The organism is Mesorhizobium sp. WSM4846 (assembly GCF_055811415.1).
This window is the reverse complement of sequence record NZ_JBVVPZ010000063.1, coordinates 1-5,783: the sequence shown is the minus strand read 5'-3', so window position 1 is coordinate 5,783 and position 5,783 is coordinate 1. Positions and strand designations below refer to the sequence as shown.

At 65.1% G+C, this 5,783-nt stretch carries 4 protein-coding genes; 2 read left to right on the top strand and 2 right to left on the bottom strand.

Going from position 1 to position 5,783, the window contains the following annotated elements; all coding sequences use genetic code 11:
• Positions 1-208, bottom strand: a 208-nt coding sequence (locus tag AC0L15_RS31050; protein ID WP_473498130.1) for a hypothetical protein, incomplete at its 3' end; no start/stop codon positions are given.
• A gap of 25 nt (positions 209-233) precedes the next feature.
• Between AC0L15_RS31050 and AC0L15_RS31045 the strand changes: the two genes are divergently transcribed.
• Both AC0L15_RS31045 and AC0L15_RS31040 read left to right on the top strand, forming a co-directional pair.
• Positions 234-1,712 carry a L,D-transpeptidase family protein gene (locus AC0L15_RS31045; protein ID WP_287245806.1) on the top strand — a complete coding sequence of 493 codons (1,479 nt, stop codon included), beginning with the start codon at positions 234-236 and terminating at the stop codon, positions 1,710-1,712.
• Between the two features lie 135 nt (positions 1,713-1,847).
• A complete protein-coding gene (locus AC0L15_RS31040) occupies positions 1,848-3,398 on the top strand; it encodes an MFS transporter (RefSeq protein WP_287245808.1) in 1,551 nt (516 codons plus the stop codon).
• A gap of 25 nt (positions 3,399-3,423) precedes the next feature.
• Here the strand turns inward: AC0L15_RS31040 and AC0L15_RS31035 are convergent, their stop codons facing one another.
• Positions 3,424-5,385 carry a M23 family metallopeptidase gene (locus tag AC0L15_RS31035; protein ID WP_287245810.1) on the bottom strand — a complete coding sequence of 654 codons (1,962 nt, stop codon included), beginning with the start codon at positions 5,383-5,385 and terminating at the stop codon, positions 3,424-3,426.
• Between the last annotated feature and the right edge of the window lie 398 nt (positions 5,386-5,783).

Here is a 5,783-nt window from a genome sequence, read left to right as displayed (position 1 = left end):
CCCCCACCGCCCCGCCCGCCCGCCCCGGCCCCCCCCCCCCCCCCCCCCCCCCCCCCCCCCCCCCCCCCCCCCCGCCCCCGCCCGCCCCCCCCCCCCCCCCCCCCCCCCCCCCCCCCCTCTCCCTTCTCCCCCCCCCCCCCCCCCCCCCCCCCCCCCCCCCCCCCCCCCCCCCGGCGCTCTCTGAAGAGACAACGCCGGGCGGCGGCAATTACGGACCGGAGAATTTGGCCAGCATGTTCCGCACGATATTCACCCTTTCGGCGTTCGCCGCCGGGCTGCTTTCTTCGAGTGTAATGGCCGCGCCGACGGAAGACATCGCGCCGCGACCTGCCCGCGCCGCGGATGCCCGAGCCGCGGATAGCCATGCTGTGCTGGTCGCGCAGAACGGCGATTTCGACGTCTACTACGACGCCAGAGGAAACCGCGTCATCGTTGATACGGAAACCGGCAAGGTGCTCGCCATCCAGCCGCCGCAGACCAGGTTCGATCGCCGCGCACTCCGCCGCGAGGGCTTGCGCAATCTCGGACCGGTCGAGGACGACCGCTATTATCTCGACGATCCGGAAGACACGGCGCGCTTGCGCCGCAGACAATTGGAAGAGGAAGGCCTGATCGTCGTACCGCCGGTCGAAGAATATGATGCCTACGGCGATCCGATGGACGCTTTTCCCGAAGCACCGCTGGATGGCGGCAACTATGGCAACAATTATCCGGAAGCGCGGCAGCCGGTAAAGCCGCGCACCGTCATGCGCCAGCCGCTCAACGAGGCTGCGATCGAACCGGTCGAGCCGATGGCGCCGGGCGACCAGGCGGCACTGCCGCCAAAGATCGACGGTAAGATTGTCGTCGATCCGTCGCTTTCACTCGGTGCACGCCAGGAGGTCGCGGCGCTGCAAGTGCTGCTCGACCGCGCCGGCGCTTCGCCCGGCGTCGTCGACGGGCGCTTCGGCTCGAATGTCGACAAGGCGCTCGCCGCCTACAACGAGATCACCGGCAGCAATCTGCGGTCGACCGATGTGGTCGGCATCCAGGCGGCCCTTGAGCAGTCCGGCGGCGATGCCTTCGCCTCCTACAGCATCACGCCCGAGGATGCTGCCGGCCCCTATGTCGCATCGGTGCCGGAAGACTACGGCCAGAAGGCGCAACTCGAACGGCTGAGCTACACCTCAGTCACCGAAGCGCTGGCCGAGCGGTTCCACATGGACGAGAACTATCTGAAGGCGCTCAATCCGGAAGCCAATTTCAACCGTCCCGGCACGATCATCAAGGTCGCCAATTTCGGCAGGCTGGTGGCCACGCCGGTGGCACGCATCATCGCCGACAAGGGCAAAAAGCAGGCCCGCGCCTATGACGCGTCGGGAAAGCTGATCGCGGCCTATCCAGCCACCATCGGCTCGGCGGACACGCCTTCACCCACCGGCACGCATGCGGTGTCGCGGGTCGCTCTCGACCCGAACTACACCTACAATCCGAACATCAATTTCAAGCAGGGCGAAAACAACAAGATCCTGACCATCCCGCCGGGCCCGAACGGCCCTGTCGGCTCGGTCTGGATTGCGCTGGACAAGCCGACCTACGGCATTCACGGCACACCCGACCCCTCCAAGATCGGCAAGACCGAAAGTCATGGCTGCGTGCGGCTGACCAATTGGGACGCGCGCGAACTGGCAAAAATCGTGTCGCCGGGCGTCACGGTGGAATTCATCGACTGAGCCCTATCCAAATCATCGCGCAGTCCTGGGACACCCGGGAGCAGGCTCTTTGGGCGACGTGATCCTGTTCTGGTTTCAACGACAGCAACCCTCTGGCCGGTTGTTGCCGGCGCATAGGAGGTCTAAGCAGGCTTCATGCGTTCTCCAAGCGAAGTCGGCGCCGAAGCCGTCCCCCTGGTCAGGCCGCTGCCGGCCGATACGTTCTGCCCGCAATCGCGACGCAGGTTCGTGCTGATCGCGGCGATCCTGGCTTCCGCGCTCGGCTTCATCGACGGCTCGATCCTGGCCATCGCCACGCCGGCGATCCGCGTCGATCTTGGCGCCAGTTTCGCCGAGACGCAGTGGATTTCAAACGCCTATGCGCTGACGCTTTCGGCACTCATCCTTGTTGGTGGCGCCGCCGGCGACCGTTTTGGCCTGCGGCATGCTTTCGTGGCAGGCATCGCGCTGTTCATTGCCGCCTCGCTTGCCTGCGCGGTGGCGCCGAATCCACCAATGCTCATTGCCTTTCGCGCCATTCAGGGCATCGGTGCTGCCATCATGGTGCCAGGCAGCCTCGCCATTATCGCCAAGGCCTATCCGAAGAAGGAGCGCGGCAGGGCGATCGGCATCTGGGCGGCAGCCTCGGCGCTGACGACGGCGCTTGGCCCGGTGCTGGGCGGCGTTGTCTTGTCGGCCTTCGGCGACGGCACCTGGCGGGTGATCTTCGCGGTCAATCTGCCGCTTGGTCTTGTCTCGATCTATCTTCTGCTCGCCAAGGTCCCGGCCGACGCACCGACCGAAAAGCGCAGCCTCGATCTCGGCGGCGCTGCACTCGCCACCTTGGCGTTCGGAGCGCTTGCCTACGGCTTGACTTCGATGAGCGCAGAGGGCGAGGGGCAAATGTCCGGCCCGAGCATAGCCGCCGGCGCGGTGCTGCTCATCGTGTTCATTGTCTTCGAGCGCCGGCAGCGCGAACCGATGATCGATCTCTCGCTGTTTCGGGTCGGCGCGTTCGCCGGCGCCAATGTGGCGACCTTCTTCCTCTATTTCGCACTGTCGGCCAACCTGTTCTATCTGCCGATGCTGCTCATCGCCGGATGGGGGCTGAGCGCCGCCGAGGTCGGCTTCATCTTCCTGCCGCTGTCGGTCTTGATCGCGCTGTTGTCGGGGCCGGTCGGCCAGTGGTCCGACCGGATCGGTCCACGTTTTCCGATCGCCAGCGGCAGTCTCGTCGTCGCTGTCGCCTTTGCCGGGCTTGCCTTGCTGGCCTATGCCGGCATCCACAGTTTCTGGTGGGGCGTTTTTCCGCTGATGGCGCTGATGGGGCTCGGCATGGCGCTGGTGGTGTCGCCGCTGTCGACGGCGGTGATGACGGCGGTCGAGGACAAGGATACCGGTGCTGCTTCGGGAATCAACAATGCCGTCTCGCGCATTGGCGGCCTGATCGCAGTGGCGGCGATGGGGTCACTGGCGGCCTGGGTCTATACAGCAGCGCTGAACAGCGGTGCCGCATCCGACATTCCGGGTTTCGGCGAACCGGCGCCGGATCTCGATGCAGCAAGGCTGGCCGCCAGCGACGCAGCGTTCGCAGCAGTCGCCTTGGTGACCGCGCTGCTTTGCCTGCTCTCGGCGATCGTGGCGTGGACAACTGTTTCCGGCGAGCGACTGCCTTGGCCGCGTGGATCCGAGGCCCCACAGCGCTGAGCAGCCGGCAAAGGCCCAACTCGGCTCAGCCTTCGATCTTGGCGCTCGCGACCTTCAGCGAATCATTGTCTTCCTGCTTGAGCAGATCATCGATGCGCCCGCGCTCGCGCTTGAAGGCAACGAGGTCGTCGCCCTTCAGCACCTTGCCGACCGGCAGGCGAACGCGCATCGGGTCGACCTTGGTGCCGTTGACGATCAGCTCGTAGTGGAGATGCGGACCGGTGGCGAGGCCGGTCTGGCCGAGAAAGCCGATGGTCTGGCCTTGGCGGACGCGCACGCCCGGCGCGATGCCTTTGGCAAATGCGCTCTGGTGATTGTAGGAGGTCTCGTAGCCATTGGCGTGACGGAGGATGATCTGTTTGCCATAGCCGCCGGCCCAGCCGGCCTTCTCGACGACACCGTTGCCGGCGGCGATGATCGGCGTGCCGATGGCGGCTGACCAATCGACGCCGGTATGCAAGCGCACATAGCCGAGGATCGGATGCCTGCGGGCACCGAAGCCGGAGCGGAATTTTCCTGCGGGAAGGGGATTGCGCAGCAGGAATTGCTGGGCGCTGCGGCCGTCTTCGTCGAAATAGTCGGTGCTGCCGTCCTGCATCTGGAACCGGTAGAAATTGCGCGTCGTGCCGCCGAAGCTCGCCGAGACATAGAGCAGCTCGGATTCGTCGGATGCCCGGTCGTCGCCATCCGGCTGCGAGAACAGCACCTCGATGCGGTCCGACGGATTGAGCCGCGACTGGAAATCGACGCCGGACGCCAGGAGCTTGATCAGCCGCTTGGTCATCGCCTTGGACATGCCGTAGGAGTAGGCGGCGCGGTAGATGCCGTCATAGACGTTCGGCAGATTGCCGCGCACCACCACCGGCGGCGAATCATCGAACGCGGTCAGCAATTCGGGATTGGGCTCCGGCTCCTGCGCCGGCACATATTGGCCGTGATCATCGAGCGCGATGGTGACGATATGCTGGGCCCTGTCGTAGATGCCGGTGCGAACGACCTTGGCGGCGTCGCCATGGATCTCAAGGCCGACGCGCAGCACGGTTCCCGCCTTGAGCGCTGTCGCATTCAGCAATTTGGCGATCGCCTCGGCCATGCCGGTGGCGTCCTCGCCGGTATAGCCCGAATCGGCGAAAGCCTCGACGATGTTGCGGTCCCTGGTGAAGGGGATGATCTCCTCGGCGAAGGCCGGCGCCTGATCGTCGGGGGCAGCACGCGGCGACACCGAGACGTTTTCCGGAACGATCCTGACGTCGTAGGAGCCGGCCATGCTCTCGGCGAATGCATCGCCGAATCGCTGCGGGTCGACATAATGCAGCGACGCGACCTGCACGGCGCCGTCGCTCAGACCCGTGCCGGCCTCGCGCACCACCTTTTCCACCTCGTCGGCGGACAAGTCACTCTTTTCGTCGAACGCTGCCGTCTCGATTGGGAAATCGACCGTTTTCAGGCTCAACTCGCTTTCGACCTTGGCGCCATAGATCTGCCCTGCGGCGGCGGTCGCCGGCTGACCGGCATTGCCGTCGCGGTCGTCGCCAAACACCTGCATCGGATTGAAAGGCGGATAGGCGCGGCTGGTCGTGTGCCCGGCGGCAAGCGCCATCTTGATCTGCACGAAAGGCATGGTGTGGATGACATCGCGGTCGCCGACCTTTGTCACCATCGGCACTTCCATGCGCCGGCGGTCCTTGGCCTTGGCGATCTGGCGCGGCGCCACCAGCCTGGTGGTCTTGGCGATCTCGCCGGAATCGTCGCCTCTCGCAAGGCTGATCAGTTCGGCGATTTCGGGCGGCGTCGCCAATTGCTGACGGCCGTCGAGGGCTGCGAACAGCGCCACACCCATCAGCACGCTCGACGTCACGCCGGTAAGAAAAGTGCCCGACAGCCAGCGCGCCGAAACCTCGCGCCGGGCGGGCGGGCCACTGCGACCGTCCGCAATCAGCGGCGGCTCGTTGCCGAGTTCGGCTATGACATTTTCCGTATCTGGCATCCAGAAAGGCTGCTTCTTCCCCGGGCGGGACGGCTTGTCGCTTTTGTTGTGGCCATGACATTTGCCTGTCACGGCGGGCGAAGTCAACGAAGCGGCTGGCTTCGGCCGAGATCCCCAGTCATACTTCTCTCTTAGTGGCTCTCTTACAGTCTCTTATAAGGCGCCGCGCCGGTGGTGCTGCGCCAGCTTCGTTGGCGTTGGTGTCAAACCGCAATACGGCGGCAATAGGGCTCCGTGGCGGTGTTCGGCTTTGTTATCCCCATGCCGCCGCGGAAGTCGGCTACCGAAAATCGGCGCCGCAATCTTTCGTCGCAAAAAATTCAAAAAAGATTGAAATCGTTGTTGACACTTTGGATGGGCGCCGACTATATACGCCTCACCAACGAGGGCGGCGCGCC